Below are 22,976 nucleotides of genomic sequence, written 5' to 3'. Positions count from 1 at the left end.
CAATTTACAATTTTAGTTTTTTATTGAATTTAATTTAGGTTTTCGTTAAGAATATGTTTCAGAATAACATCGGTTGCACCTTTATTCATTTGAACAAAAGTGGAACAAATGTGACCTTTTTCATAACGTTCATCTACGTTATTAATAAGTGAGTCAAAAGCATTATTCAGTTGATTTTGATCTTTTATCGAGACACAACCGTTCATGTTGACTAATGCGGTTGCTTCTGCAAAATGGGAGTAATTTGGGCCAATCACAATCGGAACTCCAAAGGTTGCGGGTTCTAATAGGTTGTGAACACCCGGATTTCCAAATCCACCACCCACATAAGCAATATCAGCATAGGAATAAATTTTGGTTAAAATTCCGATGGTGTCGATGATGAACACTTGAAATTCCTCTAATTTGTCATTTCGACCATCGGGAGAAATCTCATTTTTATATTCAGAATATAATATAGATTTTTTTTTTATTTGAGATTTGAGGTTTTCAATTTGCTCCGATTTGATATTATGTGGAGCAATAATGAATTTCACAGCATCCGACGAATTGTTGATGTAATTTACTAACAAATTTTCGTCTTTCGGCCATGAACTCCCAATTACTATTGTGGTTGTGTTGTCTTTAAATTGTTCAATAAAATCCAATGTATTATCGCGCTCCAAAATCGAAACGACACGGTCAAAACGTGTATCGCCCGATACTTTTACATTGTTAAAACCAATACGTTGTACTAATTTTTTTGATGAATCATTCTGAACAAAAAAATAGTCAAAGGTTTGAAGCGCTTTTCTGTAAAATCCGCCGTACCACTTAAAGAAAGCCTGATTTTCTCTGAAAATTCCAGAAATCAAATAGGTTTTTATTTTTTTATCTTTTAGTTCGTTTAGGTAATTTGGCCAATATTCGTACTTGATAAAGAAAACCAATTCGGGATGAACTGCATCAATGAATTTTTGTGCATTCGATTTTGTGTCTAAAGGCAAATAAACCGTGACATCAGCGATGGAATTGTTTTTCCGAACTTCATAACCCGAAGGCGAGAAAAAAGTCACAATGATTTTGTGATGAGGAAATTGCTTTTTGATTTGCTCCATAACCGGTAAGCCTTGTTCAAATTCACCCAAAGAAGCCGCGTGAAACCAAATTGTTTTGTCGTTAGTTACGATTTTACTTTTTAATGTTGGGAAAACGTCTTTTCTACCATTAACAAATAGCTTCATTTTTGGACTAAAAAGCGCCAGTAATTTCACTATTTGCGATGCTAAAACGACTACTAAATTGTATAAAAAAAGCATTACCTGATTTTTGTTGGGTAAAAATAACTTTTTTGCCACAGATTCATAGATTTTTTAAGATAAAGTTGGTTGAAAACACTGACTTTGCAAAAGACGTTTGCCAACTAGCGCCGATTGAAGGAAATCCCGATAGCAATCGGGATGAACAGAAAGCGGGAAAATGGATTACAAAAAAGCCCAAACCATTCGCTACAAATAATTAGAAAAAGCATACTTTTGTAATTCCAATTTTTTAGACAATGAAAAAACTGCAAATGGTTGACTTAAAAAGTCAATACGAAAAAATAAAAGACGAAGTGAATGCTTCAATTCAAGAAGTTTTAGATACAAATACATACATAAACGGACCTTTGGTTCATCAATTTCAGAAGGATTTAGAAGATTATTTGGGTGTAAAACACGTGATTCCGTGCGCCAACGGAACCGATGCGTTGCAAATTGCCATGATGGGTTTAAATCTAAAACCTGGTGATGAAGTAATTACTGCCGATTTTACGTTTGCTGCTACGGTTGAAGTAATTGCGTTATTGCAATTGACTCCGGTTTTGGTGGATGTCGATATGAATAATATGAACATTTCATTGGACGGCATTCGAAAAGCGATCACACCCAAAACCAAAGCAATAGTTCCTGTTCATTTGTTTGGACGTGCGGCCAATATGGACGCAATTATGGAAATTGCACGTGAACATAATTTGTATGTCATTGAAGACAATGCACAAGCGATAGGTGCAGATTACACTTCAAAAGACGGCTCAAAAACCAAAGTAGGAACAATTGGACATGTGGGTGCAACATCATTTTTTCCTTCTAAAAATTTAGGTTGTTATGGTGATGGTGGTGCAATTTTTACTAATGACGATGCGTTGGCACATACCTTACGCGGAATCGTGAATCACGGAATGTACGAGCGTTATCATCATGATGTAGTAGGTGTGAACTCGCGTTTGGACAGTATTCAAGCCGGAGTTTTGAAAGCAAAATTACCGCATTTAGACACTTACAATAAAGCACGCCAAGATGCAGCTAGAAAATATTCGGCACTTTTGAGCGTTAGTTCTAACATATGGGCACCAACGATTTGTGAAAGTTGTGATTGTCACGTGTTTCATCAATACGTTATCCGAATTTTGAATGGAAAACGCGATGTATTATTAGAACATTTACAAGGAAAAGGAATTCCGTGTGCGATTTATTACCCAATTCCGCTTCACAGCCAAAAAGCCTATGCTGATTCGCGTTACAAAGAAGAAGATTTCCCGGTAACCAATCAATTGTGTAAAGAAGTAATTGCGTTGCCGATGCACACTGAGTTGGATGACGAGCAAATTAAGTTCATTACTGATAGTGTTTTAGAATATATTAATTAGGTTTTCAGTTTTACGCTTTCAGCAGATTAGCTGTTAGCTGTTAGCTGTTAGCTCTTAGCAAAAAAATATGAAAATAGTAGTTACAGGAGGTTTAGGTTTTATAGGTTCGCATACTGTAGTTGAATTGCAAAACGAAGGTTTTGATGTTATTGCAATTGACAATCTTTTGAATTCATCGGAAAGCGTTTTGGATGGAATTGAAAAAATCACAGGCAAAAAACCCATCTTCGAAAAAATGGATTTGCGCGATAAAGCTTCGGTTCAGAATTTCTTTAAAAAGTATAATGATGTACAAGGTGTAATTCATTTTGCCGCATCCAAAGCCGTTGGTGAAAGTGTTGAAAATCCGCTATTGTACTACGAAAACAACATCAATACTTTGGTGTATGTTTTGCAGGAATTGAAAGAATTGCCAAACGCTAATTTTATTTTTAGTTCGTCGTGTACGGTTTACGGTCAAGCCGAAAAAATGCCAATTACCGAAGATGCTTCTGTGCAACAAGCGATGTCACCGTATGGAAATACCAAACAAATAGGTGAAGAAATCATTACTGATGTTGCGAAAGTGACGAATATTAATTCGATTTTATTACGGTATTTCAATCCGATTGGAGCACATCCTACGGCTGAGATAGGTGAGTTGCCGTTAGGAGTTCCACAAAATTTAGTTCCTTTTATCACACAAACAGCGATGGGTTTACGCGAGAAGCTATCAGTTTTTGGGGATGATTATCCAACTTCTGATGGAACGGCGGTTCGTGATTACATTCATGTAGTAGATTTAGCCAAAGCGCATGTTGTCGCATTACAGCGTTTATTGAACAAGCAAAACCTTGAAAAAGTAGAAACCTTCAATTTAGGAACAGGAACAGGAAGTTCAGTTTTAGAAGTGATTAACGCTTTTGAAAAAGTATCTGGACAAAAACTCAATTACCAAATAGTTGGCAGAAGAGAAGGTGATGTGATAGAAGCTTTTGCTAATACTGAAAAAGCAAACAGTGTCTTAGGATGGAAGGCAGCATCGAGTTTAGAAGATAGTTTGTCTAGTGCTTGGAAATGGGAACAAAAAGTTAGAAATAAACAATAAATGAAAAACCCAAATTCAAACGAATTTGGGTTTTGTTTTTTAGAAGATCTGAAAATTACTTTTTCGCTGCTTCTTTTACTTCTTTAGCGCCTTCTTCAACTTTTTCAGCTCCAGCTTCAACACCTTCTTTAAGGTCTTCTTTCACTTCACCAGCAGTTGAGTCAATTGCTTCACCAGTAGCTTCTGCAGTAGTTTCGATTTCAGTTCCAACTGCTTCAGTTGCATCTTCTACTTTGTCTTTTGTTTTGTCTTGGCATGACACCATCGCAACAGCCATAAAAGCCACTGCTAAAATTGTTTTTTTCATTTTTAAAAAATTTAAAGGTTGTTACTGCTACGACTTATACAAAACAGATGCCAAAAATAAAAAAGTTCCAATTTTTTTTAATGGAACTTTTTTTAGACTTATTTTTTTACAGATTCTTGCACTTTTTTGGCGCCTTCTTCTACTTTTTCAGCAGTTTTTGCAACTACTTCTTTTACTTTTTCTTTTACCTTAGAAGAATCCATTATTTTTTTTGCTTTTGTGGCTGTTGAGTCTGCTGCTTCTTTTAAATCGGTTGCCACAGCTTTGGTTGCTTCTTCTACTTTTTCTTTGGTTTCGTCTTTACAAGAAAACGTAAGTGATGCTAATGCTAGTAGTACAATTATTTTTTTCATACGGTTTGATTTTGAGTTAAAAATTAATTAGAAAGGTACAAATTAAATGCCAATTTTCAATAATAAATTAGGATCAGGACAGTTTTCGGTATAAAATGATAAATCGCTCTCATTGCAAACTCCAGGATAATCGCCTTTTTTATTTTGCATATCGATGATGATTTGAAAATGTAAATGCGGAGCGTAATCACCATTAATTGGAGGCAATCCTAATGTGGCAATTTGGGTTCCTTTTTCAACAAAATCTCCTACTTTTTTATCTCCTAAACTTTCTAAACTTAAATGTCCGTACAACGTGTGAAATTTCAAACCTTCCAATTGATGTTCTAAAATTATTGTTGGTCCGTAATCACCCAAAGCATCATTATTTTGAAGACTGTGAATATTTCCATCTAAAACCGCATGAATGGAAGCTTGTTCATTAATCCATAAATCAAGACCAATGTGAATGTCGCGCTCAGTTGTAGTTTCATTTTTAAAAACAGAACTTCTTTTGTACAAATTTCGACGTTCTAAATAACCGCCATAGGCAATTTTAGCGTTGTTGTTATCCAAATGATTTTGAATGAAAATCTCGTAGTCGTGAGCAGTATTTAATGTATGATGATGTAATTCTTCATTGAATACTGATAAGTCTAAAGCAATGTATTCTGAGTAATCAATTTCAGGAGCTATTACTTTTGATATTTGAAGTGAACGGAGTAAATCAATATGATTTTTCATTTTTTACTATTAAAAATCCTCACCAATTTTAGTTCATGAGGATCGTATTTATATTCTGAAATCTGCCTTCAGCGTTCTGAATTCTGATTAGGCCGAAATCGTTTCTACGTCTTTGTCAATTTTTCCAACTAAACCAACCAAAACTTTACCCGGTCCAACTTCAGTAAAACTAGTCGCTCCGTCTTTGATCATTTGTTGTACTGATTGCGTCCATTTTACGGGAGCAGTCAATTGGATGATGAGGTTCTTTTTGATTTCTTCTGGATCCGAAACCGCACTTGCCGTTACATTTTGATATACTGGGCAAATGGGTTTAGAAAAAGTTGTCGCTTCGATTGCAGCCGCTAATTCTTCACGTGCGGGTTCCATCATGGGCGAGTGAAATGCTCCGCCAACGGGTAAAATTAAGGCTCTTTTGGCTCCCGCTTCTTTCATTTTTTCGCAGGCCAATTCTACTGCTTTGTATTCGCCCGAAATCACTAATTGCCCCGGACAGTTATAATTTGCAGCCACCACAACACCATCAACAGAAGCACAGATGTCTTCCACAATTTTATCGTCTAAATTCAAAACAGCAGCCATAGTAGAAGGAGTAATTTCACAGGCTTTTTGCATGGCTAGTGCACGTTGCGAAACCAATTTTAATCCGTCTTCAAAACTCAAAGCGCCATTGGTAACCAAGGCAGAAAATTCGCCTAATGAATGTCCGGCCACCATATCGGGTTTGAAATTATCTAAAGTTTTGGCTAAAATCACTGAGTGTAAAAAAACCGCTGGTTGCGTCACTTTGGTTTCTTTTAATTCGTCGGCTGTACCCTCAAACATGATGTCGGTAATTCGGAAACCTAAAATAGCATTGGCTTTTTCAAATAATTCTTTGGCTAAAGGAGAGTTTTCATATAATTCTTTACCCATTCCGGTGAATTGCGCACCTTGACCTGGAAATACGTATGCTTTCATATATAATTTGTTTCAAGTTTTAGAAGTGAAATAGCAAAAATACTAATTTTAAATGTATCATTGTAAAAGTAATAATCAACATTTATTGTAACTTTTCTGTAATTAAGCTACGTATAAAGCATAAAATCCATCTTATGAAAAAATCATTACTTATCGTTTTTGTTCTTGTTGTTGGTTTTCTATTGTTTTATTTCAATCTTCCTGTGCTTCAATTCGGGTTTTATGAAATCGGATTACTACTGTTAGGACTTTTGTTATTCTATATTGTTGTTTCAATTGGTATTAAGTTAGATAAATCGGGTAAAAAATTTGTTCTAAGTGAACGACCAAGTAAGATTTTGTTGTTATTCACAGGTTTGATTGTGGTGTATTTGACTGTAATTCCGTTTTTTACATCGGCAACCATTTTTCACACATCCAGTTATCAAAAGATGATAGGTAAAGTTGAAAATGGAGAGAAAATTTCTACTCATATTGCTCCGATTTCAGTGGATAAAATTAGAGTAGTGGATCAAAGTTTAGCGTATTTATTGGGCGAAAAAATAATCGGTTCTCAACCTGCTTTGGGAAGTCAGATTGAATTGGGTAAATTTTCGATTCAAAAAGTAAACAATGAATTGTATTGGATTGCACCTTTGTTGCATTCGGGTTTTTTCAAATGGATGAATAATCAAGAAGGAACTCCGGGTTATGTTATGGTTTCCGCAACCAACGAACGCGATGTAAAACTAGTGCAATCAATTGAGGGTAAACCGTTGAAAATCAAATATCAGCCGAGTGCTTTTTTTCAGAGTGACATTCACAGACATGTGTATTTTAATGGATACAGTACTCTTGGTTTAGCTGATTTTACTTTCGAAATTGACGAAAAAGGGAATCCGTTTTGGGTGATTACTACTTATGATAAAGAAATTGGCTTTTCCGGTGAAGACACCAATGGTATTTTGGTTGTTGATGCGCAAACGGGAGCGATAACACGCTTTTCAATTAAAGATTCTCCAGAATGGGTAGATCGCATTCAACCTGCAGAATTTATTGAAGACCAATTGAATGATTGGGGCGAATACATCAAAGGATATTGGAATTTTTCAAATCAAGATAAATTACAAATTACCGAAGGATTAACTTTGGTGTACGGTAAAAATGATCGTTCGTATTGGTACACTGGTTTGACTTCTGTGGGAAGTGACGAGAGTTCGGTTGGATTTGTTTTGGTGGATACACGTACCAAAGAAACTACTTTTTACAAACAAAGTGGTGCTACTGAATTTGCGGCTCAGAGCTCAGCAGAAGGGAAAGTTCAAGAAAAGGGTTACTCAGCTTCGTTGCCAATACCGTACAATATCAATAACATTCCGACTTATGTGATGACGTTAAAAGACGATGGAGGTTTGGTGAAAATGTACGCTATGGTTGCTATAAACGACTATACCATAGTTGGCGTTGGAAACTCAATGCGGGAAGCGTTAACAATGTTTAAAAGTGCTTTTAATGCTACGGGTAACAAAATCAACGCATCAAGTTCAGAATCTAAAAAGAACCTGCAGTCGGTGATAACCCGTATTCAGAGTGATGTTAAAAATGGGAATAGTTTCTACTATTTTATGGTCAAAGATTACCCGAATATTTTTGTTGGTTCGTCTCAGGTTTCAGCAGAATTGCCTGTTACAGTTGTAGGTGACAGTGTTTCAATATCGTTTGATGTTGATGAAGAAAAAATAATAGATGTGGTTCGATTTGATAATAAAAGTTTTAAATAGAACTGAAGTAAAAATAAAAAAGCCCTAATTTGATAGGGCTTTTTTTATTAGAATTCGATTGATTCTACGAGCGATTTCAAATCGGAATTTAGTTTTTCATCGCTGATTTTTCCGTCTTTAAAGTTGTCGTTGAAACTAGGTAACGAAAAACTTCCTTTTACAATTCCGCCTTGAAATGGAAAGCGGTTTTTGGCAATTTCCAATACCGAACTTCCTCCGCGTGCTCCGGGCGAAGTTGCAAGTAAAAGCATAGGTTTTTCTTGAAAGGTTTTGCCATTGATGCGTGAAATCCAATCAAAAGTATTTTTAAAGGCCGCCGAATAGGCACCATTGTGTTCGGCAAAAGAAATGATGATCAAATCGGCAGTTCCTAATTGGTTGTAAAAATCGTGAGCCAAAGTAGGAATTCCGTTCGACTTTTCTTTATCAATCGAAAATAAAGGCAATTCGTAATCGTTTAAATCGAGAACTTCGACAACACAATTTTCAAAAAGTGAAGCCGCGTACGTTGCCAATTGTTTGTTGATTGAAGTGGAACTTGATGAAGCTCCAAAAGCGATAATTTTTTTCATAGTTGTTATTTGTTAAGCCAATCTCCTAATAATTTTCGAAAAAAAGGAAGTAGTACATACACCATAAGCGGTACTAAAATTCCGGTCATGATTAATGTACGCAATGGCAAAGGTAATTTAGTAAGTTGTTTTCCAATCAGTAATTGCACTAAAGTGATGCTCGGATAAATGGCCATCCAAACCATTAATGCAAATTTCCATTTAGGCGGTTGTTTCATAAATTTGATTCGATGTGTTCTTTTGTTTTTAAAACGGCATTTTTCATAATTTCTGGGTTTTCATAAGCAATTTGCGTTTGTTTATCAACCCAATTCATCGTGTAAGTGACTTGTGTTTCATTTTCAGAAATTGCAATTGCTTCATTGTCGACATAACCAGTAAATTTAGGATGTTCTAACAATTCGAAACGAACGCAAAACGGCACAGAAGTGATTTTTTCGACCACTTTAGAAGTTGTACCATTTATGGTAATGTTCATTTGGCGAATCACAAACTCCTCATTTTTGTCTAAAATAGTCACACTACTTACTCCGGGAACAAAGGCTTCCGGATGTTCAATTTTAAAATTCAAATGCTTCCAAACATTTTCTAGTGAAGCATTCACACTAGTCGAAAATGAAGTCATTTATTTAGAATTCAGATAATAGGTCAATGCTCCAGAGGGGCATTTTTTTACCGTTTCTATAATTTTTTCAGTAGTTGAATTTTCAGCATGAATCCATGGTTTTTCTCTTGGTTTAAAAACGTCAGGATTGTTTTTTACACATTCTGCAGCGTGCTTACACAATGCATTTTTCCATACAATAGTTACTTCACCATTGCTGTATTCTTTGGTTAGGTCTTTTGCGTCCATGATTACAATTGGGTGTTAATGGTTATTTTATTTTTTAAAATTTTAGAAACCGGACATTTCTCTGCAATTAAAAGTAAGCGTTCTTTTTGTTCTTCGCTAATTTCAGATGAAAACGTAATTGTTCTCGAAATGACAGTTTCGAGTTCACTTTCTGCATTTTGCGACATGTTCAAAGCAATTGAAATTTCAGGAATATCCCAACCTTTTCGATTGATGTACATGCGTAAAGTAGATAAAGTGCAACCAGCCAAAGAAGCTAAAAGGGTTGAATACGGATCTGGACCAAGGTCTTTACCACCGATGCTCTCGGGTTCATCCATAACTAGGGTTCCGTTGCGCCATGAAACAGTACACAAGTAGTTTTGTGTGCCAATAGTTGCCGTAATATCGTTCTCAAGTAAATTTGCCATGATTATAAAACGTCTCTAAATTCGGGAGTTTTGTCAAAAACACTTTTGGCGAATGGGCAAAGCGGAATGATTTTAATGCCTTTTTCGCGGGCAAATTCAACCGATTTGGTTACCATTTTTTTACCAAAACCTTTTCCTTCATTACCTGGTTTTACTTCGGTATGATCGATGATGATTTTGTCTTCACCTGCAAAAACGAAGGTCATCATTGCTTCGTGTTTGCCGTCTACATCAATATAAAAAACACCGTTTTTATCGTTGATTTTGAGTTGTACTTCGTTGTTCATAGTTTGATACTTTTACTACTTCAACATTCGTTAATCAAAATTGAATATTCAACATTCTTAACATGGAATAGTCAACAAGGAATTTTGAATGTTGAAATTCTTGATTTATTGATTCATCGGGATTTCCATTACTAAAAATTTAGCGTCAGTTGTCGCTTTGATTTCGATTTCATTGGTTTCCCAAATACCAATGGCATCTCTTTTTTCTAAACGTTCACCATTCACTTCAATTTCACCTTCAATATTCATGATGTAAAATCCGTTACCTTCTTTTTTTAAGCTTAATTTTTTTGAGAAATCTTGGTCAAAATCACTTAAATAAAACCATGCATCTTGGTAAATCCAAACGCCTTCATCATCAGCATTAGGAGAGAGAATTTGGGCAAAATCATTTTTTTGTTTTGTTACATCCAACGTAATTTGTTGGTAACGTGGTTCAACATTTCTGAATTTTGGAAACAACCAAATTTGAAACAACTTTGTATGTTGGTCGTGATTGGGGTTGAATTCGCTGTGTTGGATTCCAGTTCCGGCACTCATCACTTGAACGTCGCCTGTTTTGATTGTAGCGGCATTTCCCATGCTGTCTTTGTGTGCTAAATCGCCTTCAAGTGGAATGGTGATGATTTCCATATTATCGTGTGGATGCGTTCCGAATCCCATTCCTGCAGCAACGGTATCGTCATTCAAAACGCGTAGCATTCCAAATTGCACTCTATCAGGATTGTACCAATTAGCAAAACTAAAGCTATGGTAAGCGTTCAACCAACCGTGGTCAGCATGACCTCGAGTATTGGCTTTGTGTAAGACTGTATTTTTCATATCGTTATAAATTTAGTAATTATTATGATACAAATTTACTTCGATACGATGTGAGAATCACTTAATGTAGATTAAGAAACACAATGTGCTTTTTAGTTGACTCAAAAAATATTGTCTATTTTTATGACAAATAAAAGTGCTATATGATGAATAGAGGTCAAAAAGTGAGATGGGGAATTTTAGGTTGCGGAAAAATAGCACATAAATTTGCCCATGATTTGTTGTTGAGTGGCAATTCTGAACTTGTTGCTTGTGCTTCAAGAGATGCTAAAAATAGTAAAGCTTTTGCTGAAAAGTACAATATAAAGTTGAGTTTTGATTCGTATGAAGAGTTGGCCGAATGTACACAAGTTGACATCGTTTATGTAGCAACACCCAATTCGCACCACAAAAAACATTCACTACTTTGTTTGCAAAAAGGAAAAGGAGTTTTGTGTGAAAAACCATTGTCTACAAACCAATCGGATGTAGAAGAAATGATACAAGTGGCTCGTGAAAACAATGTTTTTTTGATGGAAGCGATGTGGACGAGTTTTTTGCCGAATATTTTAAGCATTCAAAATACGATTCAAAGAGGAACTATCGGAGAAGTTATTCATCTTTCGGCCGATTTTGCATTTAAAACTGATTACAATCCCACAAGCCGACTATTTGATGCAAATTTGGGAGGTGGATCACTTTTGGATATCGGAATATATCCTCTTTTTATGAGTCTGCTATTTTTGGGTAAGCCTCATAAAATTAAAGCTTCTCTTCGCAATTCAGCTTCTGGAGTCGATGCCTCATGTACTGTTTTGCTCACTTGTGAAGGAGAAAAAACAGCTTCATTATTCTCTTCTTTTGAAACCTCGACCAATATTGAATGTAAAATTTATGGAACTAAAGGCGCTATTACAATTGCAAACCGCTTTCACGAACAAAGCGAATATTCGATTGTAATTCCGGGTAAACCGGATCAACTAATTCAATCAGAACGTATCGGTTTTGGATATTTTTACGAAATAGAACACGTTAACGAGTGCTTGTACAACGGTTGGACCGAAAGTTCGAGAATGCCTTTGGATTTGTCGTTGGTTTTAATTCAGATTATGGACGAGATTAGAAATGCATCTCAATAAATACAAAATAAATGAACTGCTGATGGCTTTACAGTCAATTATTTTGCGTCGAGAATCTTTTTTAGCTCTGATCGATGTTCGATATCGAGTATGTCGTAAATAACCTTTAAATGGTATTTTACTGTGTTTTCTGAGATGAATAATTCTTTTCCAATCTCTTTATTGGTTTTTCCTTGACTGATTAAGTTTATAATATCAATCTGACGTTCGGTAAGTTGGTAAGCTGCCAAATTAATTTTATTCTCACCTTTTTCATTTTTGGCATTGGTCATCAATGCAATTTGTTTGTGAATGAGTTGAATTTCTTTTTCGGCTAATTTTCTTCGTTCATAGTTTTCATTGTAAAGGAAAAACAGAATAATTGATACGATCAATAAGATAATCGCAATTCCAGATAATCCAATTTGTATGGTGTGACCTTTCTCAGTTTCTTTTTGATGTCTTTTTTCGATTAATTCGCGCTCCAATAAGGTGAGTTTTCCGTTGTGAATTATAGCATTGTATTGGTTGAACAGTGAGTCAAATTTTCTTTGATAGATTTTAAGATTCTTATCGTTGCTTTCGCTGTAGTAGTATTTCATTACTTCATACATGTACATTTCGTATTTGAGAACCTTGAATTTCTTGGCATAATATAAGCCGTCCTTAAGTGCTTTTTCTTTTTTTACAGCATCATTAATTTCTGAGTACAACTTAGCTTTTGTTGCAAATACAATGGGTAACTCACGCGGACAAAAGTCTCGAGCCATTATCTCGGCTTCTTCTAGTTTTTTTTCAGCATCAGAAGTTTTATTGTCCGATATAGCAACAATACTCTCTTGAACTTTAATATAAAGTTGGCTTTCTTTTGAAAGGTATTTATAGTTGTCCTCGGGAATTTCTTTAATTAGCGCCATAGCCATCGCAATATTTCGAATGTCAAAGTAGGCAAATGAACGTTCGGCTTTTAGTATGGTTTCGCATTCCTCTTTGTTTGTAGTGTATAATCCTTCGTTTTGTGCTAACTTCAAATTATAAAATACTTCTTCATAATTGAACAAGCGTTTAAAAGTAGTTGCTTTGAATAAATACAAATGGAATCGGTCGTAGTGCGAAAATTTTTTGTTTTCAAGCGCATTGTTTATCAAGATAATTGAATTTTCGTACTTGAAAACGTCGTTATTTTGAGTAATAGTCTTTTCAAGTTGTTTTAATTCTGCTGTTTTTTGGCAATAAATGGTAATTGAAAATAATAAAAAGAGAAATACAAAAGTTCTTCTTAAGGCTTTGATCATCATGGCTGTATAGTTGTTGATTAAAAAAAATAGCGGGCAAAAATAGAACATTCATAACATATCTGTACACTACCCGATGGGTAGTTTTTTAATTTTACCCGTCAACTACCCGCAAAATAATAGGTTTTTTTAAAAAATGATATCAAATTTGTTCCAACAAAGAACAAGTCCAAATGAGATTCATGAAAAAGTTCTTTAAAGTTTTTTCAACCCGTAGAGATGAAGCCATGATTGTTTGCCTAGAATTGAATTTATCTCTTACGGATGAGAATATCAAAAAGGTTGAAGAAATAATAAGGAAAAGAAACTTTGGGGAATTGGGTAATTTGAAACAGAATTAGGTCTCTTAGTTAAAAATGTAGTTTTATTCCCCCCGAAAAGGCGGTCAATCACTCGCGGTTGCCGCCTTTTCATTTTTTTAGTAAACGAGCTTTCATTTTACTAAAAAACTCAGGTGTTACACCAATATAAGATGCCAAATGTTTTTGAGGTACTTTTTGAATCAGATTAGGATACTTTTTACACATTTTTTCAAAACGTTCTTCGGCTGATAAACTTAAATTATCCATCAAACGTTCTTGGTGTGACACTAAAGAATTTTCAGCTAAAATCCTGAAAAAGCGTTCCAGTTTTGGAATTGCAGCATACAATTCTTGATGGTTTTCTTTGGAAATGGAAACCACTTCAGCTTCTTCCAATACTTCTATAAAAAGATTGCCTGGTTTTTCAGAAATGTAGCTGTACATATCGCCAATCCACCAACCTTCGCAGGCAAAATGCAATACGTGTTCGATGATATTATCGTTGATGTTGAAGCTTCGTAAAATTCCGGAGTTAACAAAATAAGTGCATTTTGAAACTTCACCTGCACTCAATAAAATCGTTTTTGATTTGTAAAAATGTGTCTCCGTTTTCGAAAGGAAAAACTCTTCTTCCTCTTTTGTAAGGTCAACGTGTTTGGCTATATTTTGAAGGATTAACGACATCCAATTTATTTTTCTTCTGCAGGAAGTAATTTGAATTTACTCACCACAAATCGATTGCCTCTGATTTCACCCACAACTTCTGCTTTTCGAATGGCTTCGCAAAAACCATCGTGCGCATGAGCATCGCCATGATCGTCAATTTTGGTGCCTTCTACAAAATAACTCTTTCCATCAATACGAACGGCCAAGTCACAACCTTTCTTTTCGGTCATTCCAAATTTACATTGACCACACGAAACTTCCACAATTTGAGGTTTTGGTTCTTTTTTTTCTTGGGCTACAATCGAATTGCTAGTAATAAGTACAAAAAGGTAGAATAGTTTTCTCATGATTTAAGAATTTACTTTGACTAAGGTAGCGGTTTTTTTGGCTCGTCCCACAATTTGTTCAATTGGTGTTTCAAGCGAATCAGAAGCGAGTACAACACCCATTCTACGATAAGGTCTCGAAGTTGGTTTGCCGAAAATTCTAAAATCGGTTTTGGGTAAAGAAGCTACGCTTTCAATTCCGGTAAAAGTTGGATTATTCGAATTTTCGGAAGCCAAAATTACAGCACTCGCTCCTGCTTTTTCCAAAGTAATTTCAGATATAGGTAAACTTAAAATAGCGCGTAAATGCAATTCAAATTCGTTGAAATTTTGCGTTCCAGCCAGCGTTACCATTCCGGTGTCATGTGGGCGAGGCGATAATTCGGAAAAATAGACACCTTCATCAGTTAAGAAAAATTCAACGCCAAAAAGACCAGCGCCACCCAAAGCTTCAGTGACTTTTCGAGCCATTTCTTGTGCTTCTAGAATGTCTTTTTGAGAAACGTGTGCCGGTTGCCAACTTTCTTGGTAATCGCCACGTTCTTGTCGGTGGCCAATTGGCGCACAAAAAAGCGTTGGATTGTTGTTTTGAGTAACGGTTAATAAAGTGATTTCCGAATTGAATTTAATGAATGCTTCTACAATTACTTCCACTACATCGCCACGTGAACCTTCAACAGCGTAGCTCCATGCTTTCGCGATATCTTCTTCCGATTTTATAGTCGATTGTCCTTTTCCCGACGAACTCATCAATGGTTTTACAACACACGGAATGCCCACTTCTGCAACCGCTTTTTGCAATTCTTCGGCTGAGGTTGCATAACTGTAATTGGCAGTTTTTAATTCCAACTCTTTGGCTGCCAAATCGCGAATCGCTTTTCGATTCATCGTGAAATTGGCCGCTTTTGCTGATGGAACCACAGTAATTCCTTGTTGTTCGTAATCGTAAAAACGTTCGGTACGAATGGCTTCGATTTCGGGAACAATAAAATCAGGTTGGTGCTTGGCTACGATGCGGTCGAGTTCACTGCCATCAAGCATGTTGATGACTTCAAAAGCATGTGCGACTTGCATTGCTGGAGCGTTTTCATAACTATCAACCGCAATAATGGTTTGCCCGATGCGTTGTGCAGCGATGACGAATTCTTTTCCGAGTTCGCCGGAGCCTAATAAGAGGATTTTTGCCATATTATTTTTATAAAACACAAATTTCACAAATTTACACAGATTTAATTTGTGATAATTTGTGAAATTTGTGTTGCTGATAGTTAATTTGTTAGGATAAAGCTTCTTTAATTCGTTTCATGGCTTCCGTTAGCAATTCTTCGCTAGTAGCGTAAGAAAAGCGAATGCAATTTGGGTTTCCAAAAGCGTCGCCTGTTACCGTTGCCACATTGGCTTCCGAAAGTAAATACATAGAAAAATCATCGGCATTATTGATGGTTTTTCCGCGTAGTGTTTTTCCAAAATAATATGAAACATCTGGGAAAACGTAAAAAGCACCTTCAGGCACATTCAATTTGAATCCGGGAATGTCTTTTACTAATCCAACTACCAAATCACGACGGTTTTTGAACGCTGAAACCATTTCGTTTAACACACTTGGATCGGCATCTACGGCTGTAATAGTGGCTCTTTGAGCAATCGAATTGGCTCCGGAAGTCACTTGACCTTGCATTTTGGTGCAGGCTTTTGCAATGACTTCGGGTGCGCCGATGTACCCGATTCTCCAACCTGTCATTGCGAATGCTTTGGCTACACCATTAACGGTAATGGTTCTTTCGAACATACCTGGAATAGAGGCGATACTGCAAAACGTTCCTGAAAAATTGATGTGTTCGTAGATTTCGTCGGAAACTATGTAAATGTTAGGGTATTTTTCTAAAACAGATGCTAATGCAGTTAATTCTTCTCGACTGTACACTGAACCACTTGGGTTGCAAGGCGAACTGTACCAAATCATTTTGGTTTTGGGAGTGATGGCTTTTTCGAGTTGTTCGGGAGTGATTTTGAAATCGCTCTCTACTGAAGTCGGAACTTCAACTGGTATTCCGCCAGCCATTTTGATGATTTCAAAATACGAAACCCAATACGGCGCAGGAAGAATCACTTCGTCACCATCATTAATCATGCATTGAGCCACATTGTACAATGACTGTTTCGCACCAGTAGAAACTACAATGTTGGATGGTTTGTACTCCAGATTATTGTCGCGTTTGAATTTGCGGCAAATGGCTTCTTTCAGTTCCAAATATCCGTCAACAGGCGAGTAGGTGCTGTAGTTTTCATCTATGGCTTTTTTAGCGGCTTCTTTGATGAAATCGGGTGTGTTGAAATCGGGTTCACCCAAACTTAAACTGATGATGTCTTTTCCTTGTGCTTTTAATTCTCTCGCTAAAGCGGCCATTGCCAAAGTTTGCGAGGTAGATAAATTGTTAATTCTATCCGATAATGGGTTCATTGTTGTGCGTTATTATTGTGTTGTTTTTTTAAATGAAGAGACGCACTGTTGTGCGTCTTTACTATTATGCCATTTGAGGTTTTTTTCCTAAATCTCTCAAATGGGTGAAGTGAGAAATAATTGCCTCTCGTGTAGTCTTGAACTCGTAGTACGGTAAGTTACATTCTTTGGCTGTTTCTTTAACAAATTCAGCTATTTTGTTGTAGTGAATGTGACTGATATTCGGAAACAAATGGTGCTCTACTTGGTGATTTAAACCACCAGTATAATAGTTTACCAACCAATTTTTTGGAGCAAAGTTAGCCGTAGTGTACAATTGGTGTATTGCCCAAGTATTTTCAATTTCGCCTTCATCATTTGGAATAGGATTTTCGGTTTCGTGAACTACGTGAGCCAATTGGAAAACGATACTTAATATTAATCCAGCAGTGTAATGCATTAGCACAAATCCTATAAGTACTTGCCACCAAGAAACGTGACCTACTAAAATCGGAATTACAATCCACATCGAAAAATAAATAACTTTGGTAATCACTAAAGTAGTCCAACGAATCACTGGTTTTTTGAATTCACCGTACGATAAATTGCGTTTTAAGTAACGTCTCATTTGTTGAAAATCGGTAGTGATTGCCCAATTGAACGTTAATAATCCGTACAAGAATACAGAATAATAATGTTGAAATTTATGGTGACTGTACCATTTGGCTTCTTTGGTGAAACGTAAAATTCTTCCCGCTTCTAAGTCTTCGTCATGACCTAAAATATTGGTATAGGTATGGTGTAAAACATTGTGTTGAACTTGCCAGTTGTAAACGTTTCCAGCCAAAATATAGATGCTTCCACCCATAATTTTATTGATCCATGATTTGTTGGAATAAGCACCATGGTTACCATCGTGCATTACGTTCATTCCAACTCCAGCCATTCCAACACCAATTACTACATTCAGTAAAAGATACGTCCAAAACGGCATGTCCATGGCTAAAAGGAAAAAATAAGGTGTAAGGAAAATGGTAAACATTACAATTGTTTTTAAGTGCAATTTCCAATTTCCAGTTCTATCAATGTTGTTTTCTTTAAAATAGTCGTTCACTCTTTTGTTTAGAGTTCTAAAAAATTTGAGGTTGTCGTTTTTAGAAAAGACAGGTGTTGTGGTATTCATTGTATTTTTCAATTATTTCGCCCAAAGGTAACTATTCTAATTTTTTCAGAGATGATATTCGTCATTTTTTATTCACTAAAAACACTATTTTTGTTGAAAATTCAATTTATGGAAGAAATTTTAAGACAATTTCCTAATCTAACTGAAAATCAGCGGTTACAATTTGAAAAATTACAATTTTTGTACGAAGATTGGAATGCTAAAATCAATGTTATATCCCGGAAAGACATCGATGAATTGTATACTCGACATGTGTTGCATTCGTTAGGAATTGCTAAAATTATAGAGTTCAAATCAGGTTCAAAAATAATGGATGTTGGAACAGGTGGAGGATTTCCTGGAATTCCGTTGGCGATTTTATTTCCCGAAGTTGATTTTTATTTAATAGATGTCATCGCCAAAAAAATAAAAGTGGTCAATGAAGTTGCCAAAGCATTAGAATTAAAAAATGTAAAAGCCGAACAAATGCGTGCCGAAAATGTCACATCAGATTTTGATTTTATCGTGAGTCGTGCCGTGACCAACATGCCCGATTTTGTAACTTGGGTGAAAGGAAAAGTAAAGAAGTCTTCCAATCATGAATTGCAAAATGGGATTCTGTATCTAAAAGGAGGCGATTTATCCGAAGAATTGAAGAGCTTTCCAAAAGCCAAACAATACGATTTATCCGATTATTTTACCGATGAATTTTTCGAAACCAAAAAAGTGGTTCATTTAGCGTTATAAAACAAAACCCCGAGCAATAGTTCGGGGTTTTTTATTGATTATTGCGAATTTATCCTTTGATGATTTTCTTTGTTATACTTCCATTTTCACTGGCAATGGTAATTAAATAAACACCATTTGACAATGAAACCGGAATTTCCAATGTTCCATTGATGGATTGATTTTGTGCATTGAAAATGGTTTTACCCAAAACATCCGTAATTGTAATGCTTGCATTTTCAATCGAATACGATGAATTGATTTCAACTGAATTTTCAACTGGATTTTTAATCCAAATACTGTTTAATTGCTCGTTTTCTGGGTTGGTTAAAGTAGGAGCTAAAATTTCTTCCAAAGCAAAAGCCAAGTTTTGAGGATTTAATGTTACGTGATTTTCGTTTACTGTTGGGATTGAAGATGCTACAAACGGAGTTGCTGAACTTGCAGTTATTGGAGCGTATAAATTGTTAGTATCTGATATCGCCATCGAACTCCACGCTGGAATAAAACAGAAGTAATCCGCATTTAAATTGTCAAAAAACTCAGTTAACAAAGGATCAGCGCCAAGTCCGGCTTGGAATCCTGACATATCAAATCGTCCACCTGGAGCAGTGTCTAAACCGTCGGTGTACGTTGGTGCTTTTGAATTGGCTAAACTTTCATAAATAGTCAACCAAGTAACGATTACAAAAGTTTGACCTCTAAAACGACTTACTTGATTGGTTTGATTGGCGGCTGGAGTGAATCGTAAATTAATAATGGCTCTTTGGCTGGCTGTTACATTAAAAGTGTGGTTCATCACTTCAAAATCGGGTGAATAGTTTGATGTTCCGTTGCCTGCGCCATTCGAAATGGATACGTTTCGTACGTCAGTTGGGAAGCCCATACTATTCAATTCGTTTTGAAAAGCATCTCTATAATTGGGCGCTCCAGTTGGCACTAATGAAGCAGATGCTGTATTAAATTCAAAAGCACTTCCTGATTGTAAATGACCTTCAAAATGGTCAATTAGCATTTGACGCGAAGCAGGACTTTTAATCAATCCATCTACTATGCCCTGAACTTGCGCATTTCCTAATGGTCCGTAAGCCATATAGTTGAACAAATGTTGGAAACCAATAGGTACGTTTGCTCCTAGATGCGGTGAATCAAATGAAATGTACAAACGAGTTTGATGGTCTAGAGCGTTCATTTCCATGTAACGAAGCGCATAACGCGAAATCAATCCGCCCATACTTGGTCCGATTACTACGTTTTCTTCAGTTCCTACTTTTTGAGCATTGATTTGATTGATCAATTCTACTAAAATGAAAGCGTTGCGTTGGATAAAATCTACACCACCATCTACAATGGTCGTTGTATTAGTTCGGGTGTAAACAGGAAAATTTAAGATGATTACATCAAAACCTTGGGCTCTTAAATCGGTTGCTAAATTTTGTCCTGTTCCGTAATTTAATGAAGCGTAAATTGCGGTAGAATTTCGAGTGTCGCCGGGATCAAAACCGTCAACTAAGAAAATAGGTTTGTCTAAAACTCCATTGGTGGTGTCTAAAAATAATTCGTATTCACCTTGACCAAAATAAGCAGCGGTTTCTCCGTAACCTTGATAACCAATAGTCGCCGTTATTGGAGAAATTACATTGGGTACGAAAGACGCCGAGTTTGAATTGCGTTCATTTGTTGCAGTTCTGTTAGACGTAATTTCCATTTCAAATGATTGAACAATGGTAGTTCCATTGGTAAATTCAATTTTATAATCGATGGTTTGATTGCCAGTTCCATCCAATTGAAGTTGGAAAGGTCGGCCAACCGTTATGATTTTCCAATCATTATTTGCTGTTTTGATGGCAATAGACGCGATGGTTCTATTGGTTGTGTTAAAAATAAAATCATCTTTCAAAATGAATGTATTTGAAGCTGATTTTGCGACCAAAGAAGCCATCACATTCACCGAATGTCTTTCAAAAGCATCGATTGCGTTAGGTTTTAAATCAAATGAATTATTAGCATTCACAAACACATCGCCGTTTTCTAATGAACTCGTCTTGATGGTTTCAAAATCGGTGATTAAAATCGAAAGTGGGATTTGCTTAGTGGCTTGACCGCGTTTGGCTTCCTCTTTTAGTAGTTCGTATTTGGGTAATGATTGAGAAAAATCAGCACGCTGAATTTCGTGGTATACCTGATTGAATGTAGTTGTTGTTATCGTTTTAGTATCAAGAGTATTCGCTTTGGAAAGGTTGAAAACTCTATCGTACAAAATGTTGGTAGCCGTTTTATTTTTTAATAAATCATACGCTTTGTCTTGGCCGAAACCTAAAGCTGAGAATAATGAAAAAAGAAGTAGCGTAATTTTTGTTCTCATAAGTTATTTTGTTTTGAATTTCGAAGGTACAAAAAATTAATAATCAAGCCAATAAAAAAGTCCAAACGTTGAAATTTGGACTTTTTTTAATTTTATTTGAATGTTAACCTAAAAACGGATAGCGATAATCTTCTGGCGTAACAAAGGTTTCTTTGATGGTTCTCGGAGAAACCCAACGCAATAAGTTTTGTGCAGAACCTGCTTTGTCATTGGTTCCTGATGCTCTTGCTCCACCAAACGGCTGCATTCCGACTACAGCTCCAGTGGGTTTGTCGTTGATGTAGAAGTTTCCGGCCGAGTTTTGTAACGCCACAGTGGCTTCGCTGATAGCGTATCGATCTTGACTGAAAACAGCTCCAGTTAATGCATATTCTGAAGTGGAATCAACCAATTTCAACGTTTCATTCCATTTGGCATCTTCGTAAACGTATACAGTGGCTACTGGACCAAAAAGTTCAGTTTCCATGGTTGAATATTTTGGATTGGTGGTAACAATTACAGTTGGTTCGATGAAATATCCTTTTGACTTGTCGTAATTTCCACCTACAATGATTTCGGCATCTGCGTCTTTTTTAGCTTGATCGATGTACGATGCTAATTTGTCAAAAGAACCTTCATGAATTACCGCAGTAATGAAGTTACTGAAATCTTCGGGCGAACCCATTTTCATTGATTTTACATCGGTAATCAATTGCTCTTTTACGGCTGGCCATAAACTTTGCGGAATGTAAATACGTGAAGCTGCGGAACATTTTTGACCTTGGAATTCAAAAGCACCACGAGTGATTCCGGTTACGACTTGTTTTACATTAGCACTTGGATGCGCAATGATGAAATCTTTCCCTCCGGTTTCGCCGACGATTCTTGGATACGTTTTGTAATTGTGGATATTAGTACCAATTTTTTTCCAGATTTCTTTGAAAACGAAAGTCGAACCTGTATAGTGAACTCCAGCAAAATCGGTGCTCGCCAAAACCGTATCCGTAATCATGATGGGATCGCCAAAAACCACATTGATTACACCATTGGGTAAACCTGCTTCTTTGAAAACATCAATGATGATTTTAGCCGAAAATACTTGACTATCGCTTGGTTTCCATACTACTGTATTTCCCATTAAAGCTGCACTTGCAGGTAAATTGGCCGCAATTGCAGTAAAGTTAAAAGGTGTAATGGCATATACAAATCCTTCTAACGGACGATATTCTACACGATTCCACACATCAGAAACGGATGTTGGTTGGTCTTGGTAGATTTGCGTCATGAATTCAACATTATAGCGCAAAAAGTCAATTAACTCACACGAAGCATCGATTTCGGCTTGGTGAATGGTTTTGGATTGCGCAATCATAGTGGCTGCATTGATGCGAGCTCTGTACGGTCCGGCGATTAATTCGGCTGCTTTTAAGAAAATTGCAGCGCGTTGTTCCCAAGGTAAATTAGCCCAAGCAGTGCGCGATTCGATAGCGTTAGCGATGGCTTTTTCTACGTGTACTTTTTCGGCCAAATGATACGTACCAACAATGTGTTGGTGATCGTGTGGTGCCGACATGGTTTTGGTGTTTCCGGTGCGAATTTCTTCGTTTCCAATGTACAATGGAACATCAATTGTTTCGTTCCACATTTTTTGATAAGCGGCTAAAACGGCTGCTTTTTCGGGCGAATTGGGAGCGTATGATTTTACGGGTTCGTTGACCGCTTTGGGTACGTTGAAGAATCCTTTTAACATAATATAGACTGTTAGATTATTAGACTTTTAGATGTTTAGATTTTGCTTTTTTGCGAATAATGTAAA

The 22,976-nt window shown here is 36.3% G+C and carries 25 protein-coding genes; 5 read left to right on the top strand and 20 right to left on the bottom strand.

All coding sequences use genetic code 11. The annotated features are described in order from the left end of the window. Window positions 1-29: 29 nt before the first annotated feature. Entirely contained in the window at window positions 30-1,298 is a 1,269-nt protein-coding gene (locus VK161_RS14875; RefSeq protein WP_324215649.1) for a 3-deoxy-D-manno-octulosonic acid transferase, read from the bottom strand. A gap of 239 nt (window positions 1,299-1,537) precedes the next feature. Here VK161_RS14875 and VK161_RS14870 point away from each other — a divergent pair, with 239 nt between their 5' ends. Then, window positions 1,538-2,668 carry a DegT/DnrJ/EryC1/StrS family aminotransferase gene (locus tag VK161_RS14870; RefSeq protein WP_324215583.1) on the top strand — a complete coding sequence of 377 codons (1,131 nt, stop codon included), beginning with the start codon at window positions 1,538-1,540 and terminating at the stop codon, window positions 2,666-2,668. A gap of 67 nt (window positions 2,669-2,735) precedes the next feature. Continuing rightward, window positions 2,736-3,755, top strand: a complete 1,020-nt coding sequence (gene galE, locus VK161_RS14865; protein WP_324215582.1) for a UDP-glucose 4-epimerase GalE — start codon at window positions 2,736-2,738, stop codon at window positions 3,753-3,755. A 55-nt stretch (window positions 3,756-3,810) separates the two neighbouring features. On the opposite strand, the gene VK161_RS14860 is transcribed toward galE, so the two are convergent. From VK161_RS14860 to fabD, 4 genes are all read right to left on the bottom strand, one after another. Then, the gene (locus tag VK161_RS14860) at window positions 3,811-4,062 is read right to left on the bottom strand and encodes a hypothetical protein (protein WP_324215581.1); all 252 of its coding nucleotides are present in this window, start codon (window positions 4,060-4,062) and stop codon (window positions 3,811-3,813) included. A 98-nt stretch (window positions 4,063-4,160) separates the two neighbouring features. Then, window positions 4,161-4,415 (bottom strand): hypothetical protein, encoded by a 255-nt coding sequence (locus VK161_RS14855; protein WP_324215580.1) that lies wholly within the window; start codon window positions 4,413-4,415, stop codon window positions 4,161-4,163. Window positions 4,416-4,457: 42 nt separating this feature from the next. Beyond that, complete coding sequence (locus VK161_RS14850) at window positions 4,458-5,138, bottom strand: peptidoglycan DD-metalloendopeptidase family protein (protein ID WP_324215579.1); 681 nt, start codon at window positions 5,136-5,138, stop codon at window positions 4,458-4,460. 87 nt (window positions 5,139-5,225) lie between these two features. Continuing rightward, window positions 5,226-6,098, bottom strand: a complete 873-nt coding sequence (fabD, locus tag VK161_RS14845; RefSeq protein ID WP_324215578.1) for an ACP S-malonyltransferase — start codon at window positions 6,096-6,098, stop codon at window positions 5,226-5,228. 134 nt (window positions 6,099-6,232) lie between these two features. Between fabD and VK161_RS14840 the strand changes: the two genes are divergently transcribed. Further along, entirely contained in the window at window positions 6,233-7,858 is a 1,626-nt protein-coding gene (locus VK161_RS14840) for a hypothetical protein (protein ID WP_324215577.1), read from the top strand. A 47-nt stretch (window positions 7,859-7,905) separates the two neighbouring features. Here VK161_RS14840 and VK161_RS14835 read toward each other — a convergent pair whose 3' ends face one another. From VK161_RS14835 to VK161_RS14805, 7 genes are all read right to left on the bottom strand, one after another. Next, the gene (locus tag VK161_RS14835) at window positions 7,906-8,430 is read right to left on the bottom strand and encodes an NAD(P)H-dependent oxidoreductase (RefSeq protein WP_324215576.1); all 525 of its coding nucleotides are present in this window, start codon (window positions 8,428-8,430) and stop codon (window positions 7,906-7,908) included. A gap of 5 nt (window positions 8,431-8,435) precedes the next feature. After that, window positions 8,436-8,648: a hypothetical protein gene (locus VK161_RS14830; protein WP_324215575.1), complete on the bottom strand. Its 213-nt coding sequence runs from the start codon at window positions 8,646-8,648 to the stop codon at window positions 8,436-8,438. Beyond that, a complete protein-coding gene (locus VK161_RS14825) occupies window positions 8,645-9,055 on the bottom strand; it encodes an AtaL-like protein (RefSeq protein WP_324215574.1) in 411 nt (136 codons plus the stop codon). Before VK161_RS14825 ends, VK161_RS14830 begins: the two co-directional genes overlap by 4 nt. Beyond that, entirely contained in the window at window positions 9,056-9,283 is a 228-nt protein-coding gene (locus VK161_RS14820; RefSeq protein ID WP_324215573.1) for a (4Fe-4S)-binding protein, read from the bottom strand. 2 nt (window positions 9,284-9,285) lie between these two features. Next, entirely contained in the window at window positions 9,286-9,693 is a 408-nt protein-coding gene (locus tag VK161_RS14815) for an OsmC family protein (protein ID WP_324215572.1), read from the bottom strand. Between the two features lie 2 nt (window positions 9,694-9,695). Then, on the bottom strand, window positions 9,696-9,980 hold the full coding sequence (locus tag VK161_RS14810; protein ID WP_324215571.1) for a GNAT family N-acetyltransferase: 285 nt from the start codon (window positions 9,978-9,980) through the stop codon (window positions 9,696-9,698). Between the two features lie 105 nt (window positions 9,981-10,085). Continuing rightward, complete coding sequence (locus VK161_RS14805; RefSeq protein ID WP_324215570.1) at window positions 10,086-10,802, bottom strand: pirin family protein; 717 nt, start codon at window positions 10,800-10,802, stop codon at window positions 10,086-10,088. Between the two features lie 143 nt (window positions 10,803-10,945). On the opposite strand from VK161_RS14805, the gene VK161_RS14800 reads away from it, so the two are divergent. After that, entirely contained in the window at window positions 10,946-11,920 is a 975-nt protein-coding gene (locus VK161_RS14800) for a Gfo/Idh/MocA family oxidoreductase (RefSeq protein ID WP_324215569.1), read from the top strand. A gap of 38 nt (window positions 11,921-11,958) precedes the next feature. On the opposite strand, the gene VK161_RS14795 is transcribed toward VK161_RS14800, so the two are convergent. From VK161_RS14795 to VK161_RS14770, 6 genes are all read right to left on the bottom strand, one after another. After that, window positions 11,959-13,197: a response regulator transcription factor gene (locus tag VK161_RS14795; protein ID WP_324215568.1), complete on the bottom strand. Its 1,239-nt coding sequence runs from the start codon at window positions 13,195-13,197 to the stop codon at window positions 11,959-11,961. A gap of 407 nt (window positions 13,198-13,604) precedes the next feature. Next, window positions 13,605-14,180 carry a Crp/Fnr family transcriptional regulator gene (locus VK161_RS14790; protein ID WP_324215567.1) on the bottom strand — a complete coding sequence of 192 codons (576 nt, stop codon included), beginning with the start codon at window positions 14,178-14,180 and terminating at the stop codon, window positions 13,605-13,607. Between the two features lie 5 nt (window positions 14,181-14,185). After that, the gene (locus VK161_RS14785) at window positions 14,186-14,509 is read right to left on the bottom strand and encodes a DUF6370 family protein (RefSeq protein WP_324215566.1); all 324 of its coding nucleotides are present in this window, start codon (window positions 14,507-14,509) and stop codon (window positions 14,186-14,188) included. A gap of 3 nt (window positions 14,510-14,512) precedes the next feature. Then, a complete protein-coding gene (purT, locus tag VK161_RS14780) occupies window positions 14,513-15,676 on the bottom strand; it encodes a formate-dependent phosphoribosylglycinamide formyltransferase (RefSeq protein WP_324215565.1) in 1,164 nt (387 codons plus the stop codon). Window positions 15,677-15,764: 88 nt separating this feature from the next. Then, entirely contained in the window at window positions 15,765-16,949 is a 1,185-nt protein-coding gene (locus tag VK161_RS14775; RefSeq protein WP_324215564.1) for a pyridoxal phosphate-dependent aminotransferase, read from the bottom strand. 64 nt (window positions 16,950-17,013) lie between these two features. After that, the gene (locus tag VK161_RS14770; protein WP_324215563.1) at window positions 17,014-18,111 is read right to left on the bottom strand and encodes an acyl-CoA desaturase; all 1,098 of its coding nucleotides are present in this window, start codon (window positions 18,109-18,111) and stop codon (window positions 17,014-17,016) included. A gap of 108 nt (window positions 18,112-18,219) precedes the next feature. Between VK161_RS14770 and rsmG the strand changes: the two genes are divergently transcribed. Further along, window positions 18,220-18,837: a 16S rRNA (guanine(527)-N(7))-methyltransferase RsmG gene (gene rsmG / locus VK161_RS14765; RefSeq protein ID WP_324215562.1), complete on the top strand. Its 618-nt coding sequence runs from the start codon at window positions 18,220-18,222 to the stop codon at window positions 18,835-18,837. Window positions 18,838-18,886: 49 nt separating this feature from the next. On the opposite strand, the gene VK161_RS14760 is transcribed toward rsmG, so the two are convergent. Both VK161_RS14760 and pruA read right to left on the bottom strand, forming a co-directional pair. Then, window positions 18,887-21,181 (bottom strand): T9SS type A sorting domain-containing protein, encoded by a 2,295-nt coding sequence (locus VK161_RS14760; RefSeq protein WP_324215561.1) that lies wholly within the window; start codon window positions 21,179-21,181, stop codon window positions 18,887-18,889. Window positions 21,182-21,284: 103 nt separating this feature from the next. After that, window positions 21,285-22,910, bottom strand: coding sequence for an L-glutamate gamma-semialdehyde dehydrogenase (gene pruA, locus VK161_RS14755; RefSeq protein WP_324215560.1), 1,626 nt, complete (start codon window positions 22,908-22,910; stop codon window positions 21,285-21,287). Between the last annotated feature and the right edge of the window lie 66 nt (window positions 22,911-22,976).

The organism is Flavobacterium sp., from assembly GCF_035299245.1.
Classification (GTDB): Bacteria; Bacteroidota; Bacteroidia; order Flavobacteriales; family Flavobacteriaceae; genus Flavobacterium.
Note: the sequence above shows the minus strand (reverse complement) of the source record. Positions and strands in the feature narration are given on the sequence as shown.